The organism is Chitinophaga sp. YR627 (assembly GCF_900114995.1).
Taxonomy (GTDB): Bacteria; Bacteroidota; Bacteroidia; order Chitinophagales; family Chitinophagaceae; genus Chitinophaga.
Window position 1 is genome coordinate 189,446 of the sequence record NZ_FOUX01000002.1, and the last position, 20,110, is coordinate 209,555.

11 protein-coding genes, 1 tRNA gene and 1 pseudogene are annotated in these 20,110 nt (G+C 43.3%); 4 read left to right on the forward strand and 9 right to left on the reverse strand.

What is annotated here, in order from left to right; all coding sequences use genetic code 11:
- Nucleotides 1-11 precede the first annotated feature (11 nt).
- From BMZ72_RS09470 to BMZ72_RS09480, 3 genes are all read right to left on the reverse strand, one after another.
- Nucleotides 12-3,323 carry a glycosyl hydrolase family 18 protein gene (locus BMZ72_RS09470; RefSeq protein WP_089807619.1) on the reverse strand — a complete coding sequence of 1,104 codons (3,312 nt, stop codon included), beginning with the start codon at nt 3,321-3,323 and terminating at the stop codon, nt 12-14.
- Between the two features lie 360 nt (nt 3,324-3,683).
- Complete coding sequence (locus BMZ72_RS09475) at nt 3,684-4,517, reverse strand: CvfB family protein (RefSeq protein ID WP_089807621.1); 834 nt, start codon at nt 4,515-4,517, stop codon at nt 3,684-3,686.
- A gap of 28 nt (nt 4,518-4,545) precedes the next feature.
- Complete coding sequence (locus tag BMZ72_RS09480; protein WP_089807623.1) at nt 4,546-5,052, reverse strand: YdeI/OmpD-associated family protein; 507 nt, start codon at nt 5,050-5,052, stop codon at nt 4,546-4,548.
- A gap of 63 nt (nt 5,053-5,115) precedes the next feature.
- On the opposite strand from BMZ72_RS09480, the gene BMZ72_RS09485 reads away from it, so the two are divergent.
- The gene (locus tag BMZ72_RS09485) at nt 5,116-5,619 is read left to right on the forward strand and encodes a GNAT family N-acetyltransferase (protein WP_089807625.1); all 504 of its coding nucleotides are present in this window, start codon (nt 5,116-5,118) and stop codon (nt 5,617-5,619) included.
- A gap of 4 nt (nt 5,620-5,623) precedes the next feature.
- On the opposite strand, the gene glgX is transcribed toward BMZ72_RS09485, so the two are convergent.
- Together glgX and BMZ72_RS09495 are read right to left on the reverse strand one after the other, a co-directional pair.
- Nucleotides 5,624-7,756 (reverse strand): glycogen debranching protein GlgX, encoded by a 2,133-nt coding sequence (gene glgX, locus BMZ72_RS09490; protein WP_089807627.1) that lies wholly within the window; start codon nt 7,754-7,756, stop codon nt 5,624-5,626.
- A 77-nt stretch (nt 7,757-7,833) separates the two neighbouring features.
- Nucleotides 7,834-9,648: a glycoside hydrolase family 13 protein gene (locus BMZ72_RS09495; protein ID WP_089807629.1), complete on the reverse strand. Its 1,815-nt coding sequence runs from the start codon at nt 9,646-9,648 to the stop codon at nt 7,834-7,836.
- Between the two features lie 207 nt (nt 9,649-9,855).
- On the opposite strand from BMZ72_RS09495, the gene treZ reads away from it, so the two are divergent.
- From treZ to BMZ72_RS09510, 3 genes are all read left to right on the forward strand, one after another.
- Complete coding sequence (gene treZ / locus BMZ72_RS09500) at nt 9,856-11,688, forward strand: malto-oligosyltrehalose trehalohydrolase (RefSeq protein WP_089807631.1); 1,833 nt, start codon at nt 9,856-9,858, stop codon at nt 11,686-11,688.
- On the forward strand, nt 11,675-14,299 hold the full coding sequence (gene treY / locus BMZ72_RS09505; protein ID WP_177222736.1) for a malto-oligosyltrehalose synthase: 2,625 nt from the start codon (nt 11,675-11,677) through the stop codon (nt 14,297-14,299). The genes treZ and treY overlap by 14 nt, the downstream gene beginning before the upstream one ends.
- A 61-nt stretch (nt 14,300-14,360) precedes the next feature.
- A tRNA-Leu gene (locus BMZ72_RS09510) sits at nt 14,361-14,444 on the forward strand.
- 110 nt (nt 14,445-14,554) lie between these two features.
- Here BMZ72_RS09510 and BMZ72_RS09515 read toward each other — a convergent pair.
- From BMZ72_RS09515 to BMZ72_RS09530, 4 genes and pseudogenes are all read right to left on the reverse strand, one after another.
- Complete coding sequence (locus BMZ72_RS09515) at nt 14,555-16,702, reverse strand: UvrD-helicase domain-containing protein (protein ID WP_089807635.1); 2,148 nt, start codon at nt 16,700-16,702, stop codon at nt 14,555-14,557.
- A gap of 348 nt (nt 16,703-17,050) precedes the next feature.
- A pseudogene (locus BMZ72_RS09520) lies at nt 17,051-17,458 on the reverse strand (IS3 family transposase); the annotation flags it as partial.
- 90 nt (nt 17,459-17,548) lie between these two features.
- Nucleotides 17,549-18,325, reverse strand: coding sequence for a DNA-formamidopyrimidine glycosylase family protein (locus tag BMZ72_RS09525; protein ID WP_089807638.1), 777 nt, complete (start codon nt 18,323-18,325; stop codon nt 17,549-17,551).
- A 7-nt stretch (nt 18,326-18,332) separates the two neighbouring features.
- The gene (locus BMZ72_RS09530) at nt 18,333-19,331 is read right to left on the reverse strand and encodes a nucleotide-binding protein (RefSeq protein WP_089807640.1); all 999 of its coding nucleotides are present in this window, start codon (nt 19,329-19,331) and stop codon (nt 18,333-18,335) included.
- Nucleotides 19,332-20,110 lie beyond the last annotated feature (779 nt).

The window sequence follows — 20,110 nt, forward strand, 5'->3', positions numbered from 1 at the left end:
GTGTTATATGGTTACTGAATCAGTACCTTGCTGGTAAATATGTTATTACCATTGGTAACAGTCAGTATATAGAAACCACTGGCCATATTGCCAGTAGATACTGTCACGACTGCGGCGTTGGCTTTCTTATAAGCTACTACCCGCTTATTCACATCCACTACTGATACATGTACCGGAGCGGCTGCATTGTATTTTTTCACGTTAACGGTCAGGGTACTTCCCTTCATTACCGGATTAGGATATACCAGCAGACTGCCATTCGCAGCAATACTCATCGCTGATTTCTCCTGTTGTACGGCAGCGATCGAAGAGGCTGTCAATGCAGATGCTGCTGCCCAGTTGAATCTTTCCCATCCATCAATAGCCGGTCTGTTGCAGGTCATCGCCTGTTCTCCATTTTCAGAAGAAACATACATGCCATTGTTGCCACGGAGGGAGACGGAACCATCACTGTTGCTGATCCAGTCAAACACTTCCCATCCGTCGATAGCCGGTCTGTTACAGGTGATGGCCTGTTCGCCATTCTCAGAAGAAACATACATACCGTTGTTACCTCTCAGCGCGATCTTACCATTGCCCGCATCTATCACCGTAAAGAGTTCCCATGCCTGCTGAATATCTGACTCGCACCACATTGCACCCTGTCCGTTTCTTGAGTTAACGTATTTGCCGTTAAAGCCCTGCAACCAGATCGTTTTACCGATAGGCGCCGTGGTCGGATCCGGATTCGGGTTCGTTACTGTGGTATCACCTCTCTCTAACACAACCTGGTTGATCGCGTTCAGGAGGGAGTTAGCGCCAGTAACATCCTGTGACAGTTCCCAGATCATGATACCACCACCCTGATCGAATGCCAGGTTAGTTTTCGCCTTAATAGTAGGGATACCGTTGTATCCTACACCCTGGTAAGTGTCTGCATTTGGACTTGCGCCTCTTGCCAGCAGCTGTGCGTAAGATTCCCAGCTCGGACGACCATAGAATGGTACACCCAGGATGGCTTTTTCTTTTGGCAACCCACGACCCCTCCAGTAGTTCAGCGAACGCTGTGCATAACTATAGGTAGAGTGCTGATATTCGTTTTCATCATATGCCATCAGAGTCAGGTAATCTACCAGCGGGAATACGCTGGCCAGGATACTTCCACCGTTTTCACCTACTACAGCAGCTGTGAGCAGTTTGCCACGGCTATGCAGCTGAGTGGAAAGTTCTGTCATCAGCAATACATAGTTATTAGCAGAAGCGCCATTGTCAGGATATTCCCAGTCAATATCAGCGCCATCCAGGCCATACTGGTTTACGAATGCGATCACCGCGTTTACGAAAGTGGTACGGGTAGATGCGTTACGTGCCAGGTTTTCGAAGCCCTGATCGTTACCATTGTTCCATCCGCCGATAGAGATCGATACTTTAACACCGGCAGCGTGTGACTGGGTTACCAGCGCGCGTAATGCGGTTGGATTGTCCAGTCCCTGTAAAGTACCGTCGTTGTTTGGCAGGAGGAATGCATAGTTTATGTTTGTCAGTTTGTTATAAGGTACTTTGCTGGTGCTCGGACTACCCGCCCATCCAGGCCAGTAACCTACAACTTTAAACTGACCTGGGGCCGCAGTTGGTCCATCCTGATCAGGAACATCCTGCGCGTTCCCTACTACGCTATAACCGAATGCTTCCCAGCCACTCGCAGTAGGACGGGTGCAGGTCATCGCAGCAGCACCGTTCTCAGAGGAGACAAACAGCCCGTTGCTGCCTCTGAGACTTACCTTGCCGTCAGCCGTTTCGAGCCAGTCAAATGCTTCCCAGCCCTGGATAGTCGGTCTGTTACAGGTAATTGCCTGCTCACCGTTCTCAGAAGAAACATACATACCGTTGTTACCTCTGAGCGCGATCTTACCATTGCCCGCATCTACCACAGCAAAGAGTTCCCATGCCTGTGGCGTATCGGAATCGCACCACATGGCGCCCTGGCCGTTCCTTGAGTTAACGTATTTACCGTTAAAGCCCTGCAGCCAGATCGTTTTACCGATAGGTGCATTAGCAGAACTTCTGCCTGGCGCTACAGCAGCGATCGTGTTTGTGTTCTTTACGTTGTTGACAAATCTGATGTTGTTCAATACAGCGCTCATATTGCCAGCGCCATCCATCAGGTACGGCGGAGGAATACGCAGCAATGCGGCATTCTCGCCACCGTCAAAACGTTTGTAGGTCCAGTGGAACCAACCCACTCCGGCAGCATTCATAGCCGCGATATTGGCACGCAGCCAGTTGCTGTTGTTTTCTCCGGTCTCTCCTACTACTACCGGCACATTGTGTGTGTTACGGAAGTTGCTGATGTTACCCAGTTCGTTGATCTGGTTGGCATCGCCATTGGTAGTAGTTGTTGATGTGGAAGTACCGTAGCGGTGTGCATTGTACACCAGATTACTTCTGTTGGTAAAGGTAAATGGTTCGAGGTAGTTGTATTGGTTACCCCAGCCATTTCCTTCCACCATTAACAGGTGTGTGTCACCCTGTGCGCGAATAGCGTTGATCAGTCTTTCAAAGAGCGCGTGGATGCTCTGATTAGCCGGAACGTTATTGGGTTCGTTGATCAGATCATAAAAGCCTACACGGTCGTCATTAATGTAACGTGCAGAGATACGCTGCCATAAGCGTACGGTGATGTCCTGATAGATAGGTTTGTTCCAGAGATCATTCCCCATCAGTGCATCAGAGATGTTGGCGTCAGTACCAGCAGCACCCGGAGCTGCGTGCAGGTCCAGCACCACATACATGTTGTTGGCAGCACACCATTTCAACAGACTGTCTGTCAGGCGGAAACCTTCCAGGTTCTGATCGTTGAACAACTGGTTACTGTTGTACCAGGAGGTCAGCGAACTTACATAGCTGTTGTAAGTTGATGCATTGCGCGCTACGCCATTTCTTACTGCCCGCTGTGCGGCTGTCAGAAAGAGGTCATAGTGCAATGGCAGGCGAACACTGTTAAAGCCCTGGGAAGCCAGGTAATCAATATCCGCTTTGGTAATAAAATTGTCGCGCCAGCTCTGGTAAAATGCTTCTACTGCGGCGTCGCTCTGCCCCTGGTCATAGAGGCGTTTTTTGATGGACCACTGTGTACCGCCACCAGAGAAAGAAGGTTTGATCATATATCCTTCCTGCAACAACCAGCCACCTACGTTGATCCCTTTAAAGATCACTTCCTGGTTACTGGCGTTGACGATACGTTTTCCATCTGCCCGCAGACGGGACAGCTGGGAAAATGCGTGCTCTGCGCCCAGACAGAGGAGCAGCAGCAAAAGTGTACAGAATAGTCTTAGTTGACGCATGCTTTGTGGAATGCACAACCGGTTTGTGTAATGGATTTTCATTTGAGGGTGTTATTTAAGGTTTATCATAGACTAAAAGGTACGGTTCACCGGACTCCGCCGAGTCAGGCCAACATATTTGTCGTGTAAGTACCCCAAGGGTACCACGCAAACGATTACTTTTTTTTCGCAGTGTGATCAGCTGAAACACAGTAGGCTGATATGCAATAGATAAACAGCATGTGTTATAACAGGGAAATGTATGGTGGAGAACCTTTGCTATGGGAGTTATCAGATATTCATATGGTGAATATGCAGCGACCTGATTGGAGGGTTATACAAACAAAAAGAGGATGCGTTTGCATCCTCTTTTCTACTATTTTATTCTTCATCGATCAGTTTAATACCCGTCTGTGTGAAGATGATCTTACGTTGTTTATACAGGGCGCCCGTAGTCATTTTGAAGGTCTTTTTACTCATGCTGAAGAATTCATAGATCTCTTCAGGATCGGATTTATCATGGTAAGGCAGATAGCCATCATTTTCTTTCAGCAGTCGCAGGATCTTATCAGCTTCAGTCTCTACTCTGTCATAGCCTGGTTTACCCACTACCACATCGATCTTTTCTCTTTTAATGGATTTAATGAATCCTTTGAGTTTATCACCTATATCCAGAGTACCGAATACTTCGCTGTAGTGCAGTACACCGGTATGTTGATTATTGATAATAACAATGAACCCTATTTCAGAACGGCGGTAAACGATCATGTCTACCATGTCCAGTTCTTTCACAGTAAGATTCTCATTGCTTAAGTAAGGATCTATTTTTTCAGTAGCGGCTACGCGGTTGGTTAGTTCATCCAGGTAGATCTTTACCAGGTAATCCTGTCCGGGATGCATTTTGCTGATCTGTTTGGATGCTGGCACAAACAGGTCTTTCATCAATCCCCAGTCGAGGAACGCGCCCTGTTCTGTTACGCCGGTTGCTTTCAGGTTCACTATATCGCCTACTATCCCATATGGCTCCTGGTTGGTGGCTGTCAAGCGGTTTTCCGAATCGTGATAAATGAATACTTTGAGTTCATCTCCTTTTTGGGCGCCGGCAGGTACGAAACGTTTAGGCATCAGGATCTCCTGATCGCCCCCATCCAGGAACAGACCGTATTCGCTTTCTTTCTTTACCCTTAACAGGTTGTATTCACCTACTTTATACATGTAATCGCTTTATTTTGCCGCGAAGGTACTATTTTCCTTTGTTGAATCGGATCATTGCCGGATAATCCTGCTTACGGGCCAGTCCGGTAATAGACTCTGCAATACGTTTGGCTTTGGTCGGTTCGGTTTTGGCCGTCTCTATCCATTTCAGGAAATAGTTCTGATGCCCTTTGGTCAGTGTCTTAAAGAACGCCAGGGCTTCCGGCTCATCCTGCAGGCATTCCATGAATTCGGGAGAAGTAACCGGATCGGGATTATCGTCCTCTTTCAGCTGTATTTCAACTTTAGCTCCTACCTTTTTGGCAATTCCTTTGCGCATTGCTGCGTTCAGGGGCAGTATAAAGGAACCATCTCCCATGGGCATCACTGCGGTCGCTTCTATCGCGTACTTGTCCAGCTTTCCTTTTACCCGAAATATCTTTCTGTTGCCTGGTTTTATCTCCTGTGCGATATCTTCCGGTACAATAACATATGTCCATCCTGTTTTCTCTCCCTGCTGCTCAAATTTCAATATGGTTGCGGTATACTTAACCATCTAGCATTTTTTTTGCTAACTTACTTAATAGCTGTCATTTTAAGAACTTCTAGAAACAGTACTATGCTTATCTGCGAAACAGCACGCCTGCAAGTCCGTCGATTTACCATTGATGACGCGCCCTTTATATTCCATTTGCTTAATTCTCCTACCTGGCTGATTTATATCGGCGACAGGAATGTCAGAGGCCTGCATGACGCCCGTAATTACCTGATCAATGGACCATTGGCCAGTTATGACCAGTATGGTTTCGGATTATACCTGGTGGCACTAAAAACGGATAAAACGCCTATCGGGATGACGGGTCTGATAAAAAGAGATGGTTTGGAAGAGGTAGATATAGGGTTTGCATTTCTGCCCAATTACACTGGTAAAGGGTATGCCTATGAAGCAGCCAATGCGATAAAAGACTATGCCCTTACCACCTTGAAACTGTCCCGGGTTGCTGCTATTACAACGGAAAAGAATAACCATGCCATTGCCCTGCTGAACAAGATCGGCCTGCACCATGAGAAGATGGTACAATTGCCGGGGAGCAGCATAGAATTCATGTATTTTATCAATTGATGACTTAATGCATCAGTTTATGGCGAAGCACCATCACTGAGCGCGCGTCTACATTAATCGTTTCCTGTGCTTTTAATACTTCTTCCCGCTCTGTGACCTGAAGATCACGGGTATCCAGGACTTTTGTCCAGGTATGACCATACTTTTCCAGGGGCAGGGTGAAGTCAAGCGGCTCATAGTGTGCATTGAAAATGATATAAAAGCTATCATCCACGATCTGCTCACCTTTTGGTCCGCTATTGTGTAATCCTTTCCCGTTAAAGAAGACTGCCATGGACTTTGCGAAATCATGGCTCCAATGCTCATCTGACATTTCCGAGCCATCTGGCAGGAACCAGGCGATATCCTCCAGTCCTATTCCTTTAATCGGTTGTCCCTGGAACCAGCGTCTGCGACAGAAGGCAGGGTGTGCCCTTCTCAGGGCTATCAGCTGCCGGGTAAACTGTAACAGCTCATTATCGATCTGCTGCCAGTTCACCCATGATATTTCATTATCCTGGCAATAGCCGTTATTATTTCCTTTTTGTGTGCGACCCAGTTCATCCCCTGCGACTATCATCGGCACGCCCTGTGACAGGAGGAGTGTTGCAAAGAAATTACGTTGCTGACGGCTCCTCAGCGCCATTATTCCCTCATCATCCGTAAGACCTTCAGCCCCACAGTTCCAGGAACGGTTATGATCTTCCCCATCTCTGTTATCGTCGAGATTTGCCTCGTTATGTTTATCATTGTAGGATACCAGATCCCGCAGGGTAAAACCATCGTGTGCTGTTACGAAGTTGATACTGGCTGTCGGACTCCGGTAGTCATTCTTATACAGATCGGAGCTACCGGTAAAACGTTCGGCAAATTCGCCCAGCATACTATCGGCCCCTCTCCAGTAGTCGCGGATACAATCACGGTATTTGCCATTCCATTCTGCCCAGCCGGGAGGGAATTTTCCTACCTGGTAGCCACCTTCACCGATATCCCAGGGTTCTGCGATCAGTTTTACCTGAGAGATCACCGGGTCCTGGTAGACGATGTCAAAGAAGGCGCTCAGGTTATTCACTTCATGTAGTTCACGGGCCAGTGTAGAGGCCAGGTCAAAGCGGAAGCCATCTACATGCATTTCCTGAATCCAGTAACGCAGGCTGTCCATCACCAGGCGTAGTACGTTAGGCAGGTAGGCGTTCAGGGTATTCCCCGTGCCGGTATAGTCCATGTAATAGCGTTTGTCTTCCGTCAGGCGATAGTAAGACGCATTGTCTATTCCCCGGAAAGACAAGGTCGGCCCCATCTGATTCCCTTCCCCCGTGTGATTGTACACCACATCCAGGATCACTTCGATACCTGCCTGATGGAGTGTTTTGACCAGTTGTTTGAATTCGGTGACCTGTTCCCCCAGTACGCCACCAGCTGCGTAGCGGGCATCCGGCGCAAAAAAACCGATGGTATTATAACCCCAGTAATTAGTCAGTCCGCGGTCCACCAGGTGTCTGTCTGCTACAAAGTGATGCACCGGCATTAGTTCAATAGCCGTAATTCCTAATTCCTTCAGGTAATTGATAGTCACGGGATGAGCCATACCGGCATAAGTGCCCCGGATATCTTCCGGGATATCAGGGTGCAGCTTTGTAAAGCCCTTTACATGTGCTTCGTAGATGATGGATTCATTGTATGCGATCCTGGGAGCGCGGTCGCCTTCCCAGTCAAAGGACTGGTCGATCACCACACTCTTGGGAATAAAGGGTACACTATCTACATCACTAAAGCTGAGGTCTTCTTCGGCGTCACCCATTTTATATCCGAATAGCGCGTCACTCCAATCGATGGTACCAGCGATTGCTTTGGCGTATGGATCTATCAATAATTTCTTTGCGTTGAAGCGATGACCATTTTGTGGTTCGTATGGACCATGTACGCGGTAACCATACAACTGGCCGGGTTTTATATCGGGTATGTAACAGTGCCATACCTGGTGAGAACGTTCTTTGATCTTTATTTTAACGGCTTCAGCCTCGTCTGCGGTTGTGTTAAACAGGCAGAGTTCAACACCGGTTGCGTTATCTGCATAGAGGGCGAAATTTACTCCTTTTCCGTCCCAGGTGGCCCCTAACGGATAGGGACTGCCCGGATATACTACAGTCTGGTTCATAGCACATGGTTGGCCTCCCACTATCCCTTCCCGCGTTAAGGAAGGGATAGCATGGAGTATGTTTAGTTAATCATTTGTCAGATAGCAAGTTCATTTGATTCCAGGCTTGAGTTTTCTTCTTTTATTTTCTCAAGCGGCAGGTCTTCAGCAAAAGCCTGTTCCTCGTCCTGCAAAGGCGGCAAGTCTGTCGGCAGTGGTCCGAAGACCAATGCCTGATAAGGAGCAAGTGTTACAGTATCATTCTCGAGCTTAAAGGAGAGCATATTATTCACAAGTGGTTCAGTACCGATGTCGAGCACAAACGGCAATGTGTACAACACCTCTTCTTTTGAAAAGTTGAGAACGATCAGCATTTTCTCCTGATCCAGTGTACGGGTGTAGGTATATACCTGTGGATGATCAGCATCCAGTAATTCATATTTACCATGAATCAACACTGGTTTATGCTTACGCAACAGTACCAGTTGACGGAAGTATTGCAGAATGGAGCGTTCATCCCTATCCTGCTGAGCGGCGTTGATCAATTTGTAATTTTCATTGATCTTCAGCCAGGGTTTACCGGTTGTAAAACCAGCATTGGGAGATTCATCCCATTGAAAAGGCGTGCGACCATTATCTCTTCCGGTGAGTGCTGCATCTTTCAGAAAATGTGCCACATCACCACCCTGACTCTGGATGTATTTATACATGTTGATGGTCTCGATATCACGGTAGTCTTCTATCTTCTCAAAGCGGATATTTGTCATACCGAGTTCATCACCATAGTAGAAAATTGGTGTTGCTCTCATGGTGAGCAGAAAAGTGATCAGCATTTTGGAAGAGATCTCACGGAATTGCTCATCATCATTTCCCCAGCGGGTTACCATACGTGGCTGATCGTGATTTCCCAGATAGATGGTTCCCCAGCCATCCAGTTCAAAGATCCTGTCCCATTCAGTGTATAACTGTTTTAGCTGGCGGAGGTCAAGCCCTTTAGGATCGAGACGTTTGTATCCTTCTTTGGCAAATCCTAACTGGACGCCCTCGAAGTGATACAACATGTGCAGTTCTTTCCTGTCTTCTTTTACAAAATCCAGGGCTTCCTCTTTTGTGATACCGGAGGCTTCTGCCAGTGTAGTGACGTCCGGTCGGTTCAGCGTTTCACGGTGCATTTCCTGTAAGTATTCATGTAAATGCGGACCGTGTGCGTAATAACCAGCCCAGTCATGCTGGTACTTTTCAGCTACTAACTTTTCCACATCCGGCCATTGGGTATCTTTTGAGATATAACAGATAGCATCCATTCTAAACCCGTCTACACCTTTATCAAACCAAAAGTTCATAATGGCGTATATGGCCTTACGCGTCTCCGAATTTTCCCAATTGAGGTCGGGCATTTTCTCGGAGAAGTAATGAAGATAGTAGGAGTCAGTTGCTTTATTGTATGTCCATGCGCTACCGGTAGCGTCGAAGTGACTATAGCGGCGGGGTGGTTTCCCTTTTTCAGCAGGCCACCAATGGTAATAGTTATAATAAGGGCTTTGCCGGGACTGTTTTGCTTCCTGAAACCAGGGATGTTCGTCGCTGGTATGGTTGACAACGATGTCCATCATAAGACGGATCTTTCTATCATGCAGCCCGTGCAATAAAGCGTCAAAATCGTCCATGGTTCCCACTTCCTTCATGATATCATAATAGTCGCTGATATCATAACCATTGTCATCGTTTGGAGACTTGTAAATGGGATTCAGCCACACCATATCAACACCCAGACTCTGGATATAGTCGAGTTTGGATATGATACCCTGCAGATCTCCGATGCCGTCACCATTACTGTCTTTAAAACTCCATGGATAGATCTGATATATGATCGATTCTTTCCACCAGTTTGTGTCCTTTACTTTACTTGACATAGATAGATCTACTTTCGGGTTAATGACATATACTTAGCAAAAACCCTGCACAGTTCAATCTGCTGTGTGAAAGCCGGGACAAAGGTTTTTTTTAGGCCCATACTGTAGAAATTGTGCCGCATAATTTCCACATGATCAGGCTGATAGATGATAATTGTGCGAAGCATATCGCTGGCATATTATTTTCAGTTTCTCTCTCAAAAAACTTTGGCAAATATTTATCCTTTTGCAGGGGCTGCTTTGCAGTCCGACAATACATGTAAATTCAGTGTCTGGGCTCCATTTCGTCAGCAGGTTGCATTATCAGTGATACAACCGGAGCCGCAGGTCTATCCTATGCAACGGGATGATAAAGGCTACTGGCATACTACGATAGAAGGCCTATCCGCAGGTACACGATACAAATATATACTCGATGAAGTAAGCACCTTACCCGATCCGGCATCCCGTTATCAGCCGGAAGGTGTACATGGGCCATCCGAAGTAGTTAACACGGATTTTGAATGGACGGATAATAGCTGGGTGGGCCTCGAGTTGCGTGAACTGATCATTTATGAGTTACATACCGGCACATTTTCCCAGACCCACGATTTCCAGGGCATTATTGACAAATTGGGGTATCTCCGGTCGTTGGGGATCACTGCTATAGAGCTTATGCCCGTGGCCCAGTTTCCGGGAGATCGTAACTGGGGATATGATGGCGTTTATCCGTTTGCCGTGCAGCACTCCTATGGAGGCGTTAACGGATTAAAGGCACTGGTCAATGCTGCCCATCAGCATGGGATCGCTGTGATACTGGATGTGGTGTACAATCACCTGGGACCAGAGGGAAACTATTTTGCACAATATGGGCCGTGGTTTACGGATAAGTATAAAACGCCCTGGGGCCCAGCACTTAATTTTGATGACGCCTGGTGTGATGCAGTCAGGGCTTATTATATTCAGAATGCGCTGATGTGGCTGGATGAGTTTCATATAGATGGCTTAAGAATGGATGCAGTGCATGCGATATGGGATTGTGGAGCACATCATTTTACGTCGGAGTTGTCTGCTTTGGTAGATGCCTTACAGGCGTCTTCCGGTAAAAAGAAATTTCTGATTGCGGAGATTGATCTGAATAGTCCGCGGTACATCACGCCAAGGGAGAAAGGCGGTTATGGGATGCATGGTCAATGGATAGATGAGTTTCATCATGCGCTGCATAGTCTGTTGACCGGCGAGGTAAACGGCTATTATGCAGATTTCGGCGGATTGGCACCAATGGCGAAGTCTTACCAGGATTCATATGTCTTTACCGGAGAATATTCCGGCGTGCGAAAAAGGCATTTTGGTGTGGCCCCTTCGGAGAATGATTACCATCAGTTTGTTGTGTTTGCGCAAAACCATGATCAGATAGGCAACAGGATGCTGGGGGACAGGCTGACGACGCAACTGTCTTTTGAGGCGCAGAAACTGGCCGCCGCTGTGGTGTTGTTATCACCGCACATTCCTTTATTGTTTATGGGAGAAGAGTATGGTGAGACCAATCCTTTTCAGTTCTTTACCAGTCATAGTGACAAGGACCTTATTGAGGCGGTTACGAATGGCCGCAGGGAGGAATTTGCCTCCTTTGCCTGGGAAGGAGAAGTGCCCGAGCCGCAGTCCGTGGAGACTTTTAATAACTCCACGCTCAGCTGGCATACCAAAACAGATAATGCGGCTGCTTTGATGGAACTCTACCGCTTTCTGATCGCATTTCGCAGGACGAGACAAGCTATGCTGAATACCGCACGAGATGGGGTAAAAGTCCAGATTCCACAGGCGGAGGAACAGCTGCTGCTGGTAGAACGATCGGAGAATGATGACCGGCTGTTGTTACTCTTCAATTTTAGTGATCATGCAGTAACCTATCAATATACAGGGTCAGGGGAATTATGGAAAAAGTTTGACTCTGCCGCTGCTATCTGGCATGGACCGGGCAGTACGACTCCTGACCAGGCGACTACTTCTGAAGCTATCTCAATACAACCATTCTCAGCTATCGTTTATGAAATCATATAATGCACCTTCTTCTACTTACCGTCTGCAATTGCATGGCGATTTTACATTTACTGATCTGAAAGATAATCTGGACTATCTGGACAAACTGGGTATTTCCACTGTCTACGCATCTCCTATTTTCACAGCTTCACCGGGCAGTCTGCATGGGTATGATGTGACTGATCCACATGCGATCAATCCTGCTATTGGCAGCATTGAACAATTGCGGGAAATTAAAAAGATACTGCAGGAAAAGGAGATGAACTGGCTGCAGGATATTGTGCCCAATCATATGGCTTTTCACATGAGTAATCATCGGTTGTATGATGTAATGGAACGGGGGCCTTTGTCACCTTATTACGAATATTTTGACATCGACTGGCAGCATCCCTCTCCTGATCTGGCTGGTAAGCTGATGACACCTTTCCTGGGAAAAGACCTGGAGGATTGTATTGCGGAGGGGGAAATAAAGCTGGTGTATACCGATAAGGGATTGGAGATAAATTATTTTGAACAGACTTTCCCTTTGTCGATTTCCGCGTATGAGGTACTACAGGCTGTATTAAAGGATAGTGATGCCCTGCCGGTAACCGGGTTATTTGACAATTTATATCAGCAGGCCACAAAAGGGATTGCACTGAAAGACTGGACGGAGGTAAAGCGGGAATTATATGCGACTGCAAACAGACCGGTACTGGAGGGTATTGCGATGCGGATCAGTAATGATAAGGCTGTTTTGCTGCAAGTAATGAGACAACAATACTATCATCTTTGCAGCTGGCAGAAAGCAGATCAACAGATCAATTACCGGCGATTCTTTACGGTCAATGAACTGATCACACTGAGCATGGAGTCACAGGCGGTGTTTGATGAATATCATACTTTTTTACATAGTCTATACCGGGAGGAGCTGATACAGGGGTTACGCATCGATCATATAGATGGTCTGCGTGACCCGGCAACCTATATTCAGCGGCTGCGGGTATTATTTGGGAGTAATTGCTACACTATAGCGGAGAAGATTCTGGAACACGAAGAGGTTTTACCTCCCGACTGGGCATTGCAGGGAACGAGTGGTTATGAATTTCTGTCTTTTACCAATCATCTGTTGACAAATAAAGCAGGAGAAAAAGAGCTGGCTGCCTGGTACCAGGAATTATTACCAGCGCAACCGGCTTACCAGGATATCGTTTATGAGAAGAAAAGACTCATTTTAGAGCGATATATGAGCGGAGAATGGGAGAACCTCATACGCTACTGTTATGCGCTTAAACTGGCTGATGCGCGCACTAACAGGGAACAGCTGAAGGAAGCGATTGCGTTGTTTATTGTTTGTCTGCCGGTATATCGGCTCTATCCGGGACAATTCCCAATTGATGACTATTCCCGGGAGATCATCCAAAATACTTTTGCCCGTATACGGGCGATGAATCGCCGGGCGGAAACTGAGATAGGGATACTGGAAGCTTTATGGGAGGATATTCCAGATGCGGAGAGAGCCCGTAACCGGTTGTTGTTCCTTCAGCGGCTGATGCAGTTTACCGGTCCGGTGACGGCGAAAGGAGTTGAAGACACTACTTTCTACGTATACAATGCGTTGCTTTCACATAATGAGGTGGGTGATAGTCCGGCGACAGCTAACTTTTCCATTGACACCTTCCATCAGCGATTAGCTGCCCGTCAGCAGCATACCCCCGGTTCACTGAATACAACCTCCACCCATGATACAAAACGGGGAGAAGACGGTCGTATGCGGCTGAATATGCTATCGCTGCATCCTTCTGTATGGAAAGAGCAGTTTATGCTGTGGCGGGAGCAATTTCCCAATAGCGGCCTGACACTGAATGATGAGTATTTTATTTATCAGTCGGTTATTTCCGGGTTTCCGGTAGATGGGGTTGTTACTTCTGAATACACTGAGCGGTTGCAACAGTATCTGATTAAAGCACTGCGGGAGGCGAAGGTGAATACGGCATGGTCTGCTCCTGAAAAAGTATATGAGGACAATGCTGTTAGCTTTGTACAGCGGCTGTTGACGGATGAAAGTTTTCCTGATAGCATACGCCGTTTAGTTGACACTGTCGATGAACAGGCATTCGCAGCCACGCTTGCACAGGTGTTGATTAAAATTACTGCCCCCGGCATTCCGGATATCTATCAGGGTTGTGAACTTTGGGATCATAGTTATGTGGATCCGGATAACCGTCGCCCGGTGAATTACAATATGCGGAAGCAGTATCTGGATGATATCATTGCCCGTGAGCAACAGCCTGATTTCTTTGAATATCTTTCTGAGAATAAGCGTAGTGGGTTGGAGAAGTTGTTTGTAACCTGGAAGGCTTTAAACTTCCGGCGTGCGCATGCGACGCTTTTTCAGGATGGGGATTATCTCCCTTTGCAGACGAATAGCGATCAGGTTGTAGCTTATGCAAGGGTGTATAGACAGGATTGGGTGGTGGTGATTGTGCCGCTGTTCTCTTCGGCGGAAGATGCTACCGTGTTATTGCCGGCGGGAGCTCCCCGAAAATGGAAAAATATTTTTACAGGGGAAATGGTAGATGGTAGCGGACAGGTAAGGGTTGCGGAGGTGTTTGGGAGGTTTAGATTAGGGTTGTTAAAGGCTGATTTCTAAAAAAAATTTGTTGGTTTTAAAAAAGTTTCTACATTTGCACTCCCTGACACGGAAATCAGTTGCCCAGATGGCGAAATTGGTAGACGCACTGTGTTCAGGTCGCAGCGCTCGCAAGGGTGTGCTGGTTCGAATCCAGTTCTGGGCACTAAAAAGCAAAAGGTCGGAGTATTCTCCGACCTTTTGCTTTTTAGTGTGGTCTGACTCCACTCTTTGAAAACCTGAGAAAATTAAAAGATGTCTACACTAATTTGAGGTCTATTTTAGGCTTCCGTTACTCACATCATGCCCACATTCTGGACAGAACTTAAAAGCCTTTTTAAGTTCTGAGTTACATTGAATACATACCAATATTGTATTCGTGGTATTGTCAGCTATGTCACCATCATTTATATAAAATCTAGATGGAATTTCGTCAATAAAAGCAGACTCGCATTTATTGACAGTAATAAGATATAGTTCCTCTTTTGCCCTTGTCAGTGCCACATAAAACAGACGACGTTGTTCTTCCATCAACATGTCATATTCCACATCTTTAATCACTGTAAATACCGAATCATCTAACCAGATTTCCGGAAATCCACCGACTCCATCTTTGAGACCTATAACGAATACGGCCTTCGCTTCAAGACCTTTAGATGCATGTATGGTTTTTGTAGTTACTCTCATCCCTTCCATCTTTAAGGCTTCTGCATAGGGCTTCAACATTTTGGATCGTGGATATAAAATCAGAATATCTTCACCATTATATCCTCTATCTATCAATTGCTTCACCTTTTCCAATAAGTACGCTACATCGTCAACACCAGCCTCCAATGCCCTAAATATTTGAATTTTGTTTCGCGTTTCTTTGTGAGCAACTATATTCTTATCAATTTTAAACTTGTTGTTCTTGATCACTTCATTGCTCGCTCCTACAATAGCCTCATTATTTCTATAGTTTACATCTAATTTTATGATCTTCGCAGCGTTAAAATATTGATTAAAATTAACAATATACTCCACATCAGATCCACGAAAACCGTAAATACTTTGCCAGTCATCCCCAACGCAAAATAATTGAGTTTCTGTATTAAGAAGAAGATTTATCAACTTTACTTGCAACGCATTTACATCTTGGAATTCATCTACTAAAATATATTTCAAACGATCATGATAAGCTTTCCGAACACCTACATTATTCTCCAGCAAATTGATTGCTTCTATAAGGAGATCATCAAAGTCCAGATACGATTTATCTACACAATATTCCTTATACCCCTTCATGATAGGAATTGCCAACTTATAAAACATACGTACCCTTTCATGCTGATGCTTTGATGCCTTTTCCGATATCTCTTCGAAGGAATCTGGACCTGATTTTATCATAGACATAGCTCTATGCGTCATCTTAATAAAATCAAATACTTTATCATGGTATGTTCTAAATTCCTCGTCAAATTTCAAAGATGCAACTTGTGAGCTAGAAATTGATAATCTATCTTTTAGAATCTCTTCCATTCTTAAATTGAACAAAGAAGAGTCTTCCATTATTGACTCATAAGTTTTAACATGATTTCTACCTGCAATCTCAAACTCCCTATCTTTATTCGTAGTATTATAGCTAATACCACTCACATGTTCAATATATAGATCAGCTTGTGGTATATAGAAATCTGGTTTAAAACTAAATCCTACTAAATTGATTTCCTTTTCATACTCATACTTAATATTTCGTCTGTATAGCCAATCTGCAATATCTCTTTCTGATTTGGATCTCACTCTATGTCCACGGAGTGCAGTATAATAATATGGATAAGTATTTGTAGACGATTTTGCAGGTCTTCTGAAGTGATTTACATCTACGCAAAAGTCCAGGATATACCTCTTTAGATCCAACAAGTATTGAGTCGATTTACACTTATCCTTCAATACCTTCGCGAATATGTCATTAGGTTTCTCTTGTATTGCATCTTTAATATTTACTTTCAGGCCATCGCCATCATTATCTGTTAAAACGCGAAATTTATTATCAAAAGAACTTCCACTAGCCTCTTTTAATATTTGATAACAAAATGCATGAAATGTTTTAACCGTAATACTCTCTAGATGAGGATTACTCTTGACCTGCCGACCCCGCTCGTCATCCTTTTCTTCTTTGGATATCTTCTTATCGCTGAGAAAATTCTTGTATATCCCTTTGGCATCATAGGCAAGTATGAGGCGATCAACCACTTCGTTTGCCGCGTTCTTTGTAAATGTAATTGTAAGAATATTAGATGATCTTATTTTAGGTTTTTGGAGTGTATACAAGATCTTTTGGATAAGCGTATTTGTCTTTCCAGAACCGGCCCCGGCTAATATCAATAATCTTTTATCTTTTGCCAATAAGGCCTCTCGCTGTTTTTCACTCAAATTAAATAACATAAGTGGATCCGGGGGTTACTTAGAGTTAAATACTATAGAGCTCTAAAATACAACAAAATAAAACATCAAAGCATTTCAACACATTATCATTCATATACATATATACTGAAAAATAAGCGTACGCGTCATTAATTTGCTTGAAAATATTCTTGCAGAGTAGATGTCAAAAGTTAAAACAAACAAGAGGAATCATGCTTCATAATTAGTACAACTTACTCATAATCAAAATAAATTGATTCGTAAAATATACCACTATTGGGCACTAAAGCGGAAAGAAGCCGTCTCAAAAGTAATTGAGGCGGTTCCTTTGCTTTTTAATATTGTCAAGGTCTGCTCTGAGCCTAGTTATAATAGCTTATAAACACGGCAAATCCGTTTATGATTCCATTATGACCTGCCCTACACAAATAAAACATCCTGAAGCCGCAATTATGATGCTTAAATGCCAGTTCCTGCAATGCCGTAATAACTGCATTATCATTCTTACGGCTACTGTAATAAAATTGAGATCCTGGAAAGGATATAATTCTGCAGGCACTATTCACAGAAATACCTTCTTCACTAGCCAGCTCATCTGCTATTTGTCTTTTAGTGGCAGGACCCAGCCTTTTTCGTGAAGAGATCTTTAAGAAGCTGATTATCCAGTAACACATCAGCATACATCCGCTTCAGACCAGCATATTCTTCCTCCAGATCCCTTAAACACTTTACATCTGAAACTTCCACACCTCCATAACGACTCTTCCAATTATAGAAAATACTTACAATTAGCCTCTAAATGTACATTTCATTCCAGACGAACTAATTAATTTTGTCTAATTAGCTATTCTGACAACCGACAAATCCTCATTGAAATAATATCTGTTCCTCTGTAAAATAAGTTTTCTTTGCCTCGAGTTCAATAACAGTTATTTTATATCCCGTAGGTGTTTCAGGTTTAGAAGTATGAACTTTCAGAAAACTCCTCTCCTCTCCAGAAATAATATTCGGAGAAATATTTTCTATCTGCTTTACAGCTTCTGCTAAAACACTCTTTGTAGAGTGAATAATTTTTTCTATCCAATCATCCGGAATTTTAGAGCCGATTGAAAGTGGAGAAATTCTTGCATCCCACAATATCTCATCTATGTAAGCATTACCAATTCCTCTTACAATATCTTGATCTTTTAGAATCTTTTTGATGTTTGCTTTTATCGCTTTAGCAAGAATGGGCTTGAAATACTTAAAATTAAAATCATCACTTACGGCATCCGGCACATCACTTTCTACAGGATTCAATATAGGTTTCGCCTGTCCCATAAAGTCAGTAACAGCGAATCCTGTGTGGTCTTCAAATATCAATTCGAAGACTTTATGCTTGATGTTAGCCTCGGAGGACAAATGTAGCTCACCCTTTAGCATTAAATGTATTCCTAACCGACTGCCATTTTCAAAATCTAATAATAACTCTTTGCCGTTTCGGCCAATGTTGAGTAGCTTCTGATGCTCAATTGTAGAGGTAAATTCTTCGACAGATGCGTTGAGGCGTTTATCTTTGAAAATAGATATCTTATCTACTTTTTTATTAGCAAATATTTTATTCAGATTTTTGCTAATAACTTGAAGATCTGGTAATTCCGGCATAACTATACTATAGTTTATCGATTATAAATTTATCAATCTTTTTAGCATGCTTTCTCAACTCTCTCAAGTCATCTTCAATAAAATTCCAAAAAGCCGAATTTTTCGACACCAGGAAGGACGGTACATTCTTTTTCTTTGGCGTAGTTGGATACATTGCAACGACTGCTTCATTATCAAAATGATAAAACGAGTAGGTAGGATAAAAGTTGAAATACCTGATTTCGACTTTACCTTTGAACTCGCTTTTTAGTTCGAGGAAAAATCTAAAGGCATCTTTGATCAGACTCTCTATAACCACGGCGTCTGAAAAGTTGCTTTTTATCCTTTCCAGCAAGCTGGTATTAGTAAAATTGGGGAGATAAACATTCAATTTTGTGTTCTTGCGTTTCAGAAAGCCATCTATCGCATTCTGGTTGTTTTCCCGCCACTGTCGACTATGGATAAAAAAAAGGGTGATATTATCAGCCGCTCTTATTAGTGATTCAAAATCAGTTGTAAAATTATTGAAGAAAGCTGCCTTACTAACGCCTATGTTGGTTTTAGTTAATTCGCCTTTATTTAGCATTTCCTTAATTTGGGTGCAAAACGGCCCTACAGTTGCTTTAAAGTTTCTATCAGTTATTAATCTTTCATGGTCATAGGTTCCTGCGGTAATTCCACCAAGATCAGATGGTAAATGTAGTTTCGGATAGTTCCGTGGAATAAGATAGAATGCATTGGTTTTTCCCAATTTGCCAAAGTAAAGCCCCAACTCAAATATTACATTATCACGTATAGTAGAATATTCCTCTTTACGTATTGTACTCTTATCATCTGGCCGAAATATAAAAATTCCGTAATCATATACATCCAAAGTCTTTAATAAGTCATCCAAAGCATTACTTGATAAGCTAAAAATGCCCTGATTCCAGATAGTGCAATATGCTGAATGTTCCAGGTTTGATTGTATCGCTTCTGCGAGGTCTAATGCTTCGGATGATGAGCCTATAAAGATTTTTGGTTTCATATCTATAAAAAAATATCGTATATATTAATTATATACTTATTCATTTAAGTTTAAGATATCTGACAACGTAGTAGTTGTTAGCTGTATGACAGAAATAATTATATATTCAAGTACTCACAATAAATAATAATAATGATATTATTGCCTTTGATTCAACCATACTTCCTCAAAAGTTTTACCTGAAACGTCAGAAATTCTTTCTGTGTAGATGCATATTTGATAAACGTATCTCTATTATTTCAAATTCAACCCCTTATATGCAATTCATTAAACATAATTCACATTATAATGCCGTAAAATATAAAAGCTATTTATTTTAAAATTTTCGACTAAGCAGACTATAGATAGATAAAATATTCAATAAGCAACTTATATAGTAGACACTTATTACACCAATGCATTCACTACATATCAATAATATTTAAGTTGCAGTTTCGATAAATAAATAACACTTATAATTCTTGAATTGTATAAATAATTACGTTAAAACAATTTTTGAATGCAATAATGGATGTATATAATAATCATATTCAAGATGTAAATTATATTCCTTCACTTAAAAAAGAAAAGACTACTTAAAAGTAAAAATGATTTACCTGTTAGCATAGTTATTAATCTCGTATAATGATCACGATAATCTTACTAATACAAAAGGGACCGTATCAATGTACGATACAGCCCCTTTGATTTCGGATACCTAATGGAGAAATATTTTTCAATTGATTCCCAGAACCTTTCTTTTACTTTTAATACATCTTACTTTTTATTTGGACTCGAGT